Raw genomic sequence first — 235 nt, 5'->3', positions numbered from 1 at the left:
ATCCGACGGCGGCGTCACCACGGCCTCGCCAAACAGGGCCTCCGCCTCCAGCCCGGAGAACCCCTGTTGCCGCGCGGTGTTGCGCGCCTCGCGCAGCATGTTCTGCGCGGCCTGGACGTCGCCGAGACGGTGGGTGGCGAGCGCCAGGTAGATCGAGCTGCGCAGCACCGCCGAGGTATAGCCGACCGCCTTGGCCTCCTCGCGCGCCTCCGTCAGCATGCCGCGCGCCCGGTCG

The 235-nt window shown here is 73.2% G+C and carries 1 protein-coding gene; it reads right to left on the bottom strand.

Annotated elements, in window-relative coordinates:
- Window positions 1-235, bottom strand: a 235-nt coding sequence (locus AC0L2O_RS37565) for a hypothetical protein (RefSeq protein WP_473373292.1), incomplete at both ends; no start/stop codon positions are given.

Source organism: Bradyrhizobium sp. Kon10, from assembly GCF_055807395.1.
Note: the sequence above shows the minus strand (reverse complement) of the source record. Positions and strands in the feature narration are given on the sequence as shown.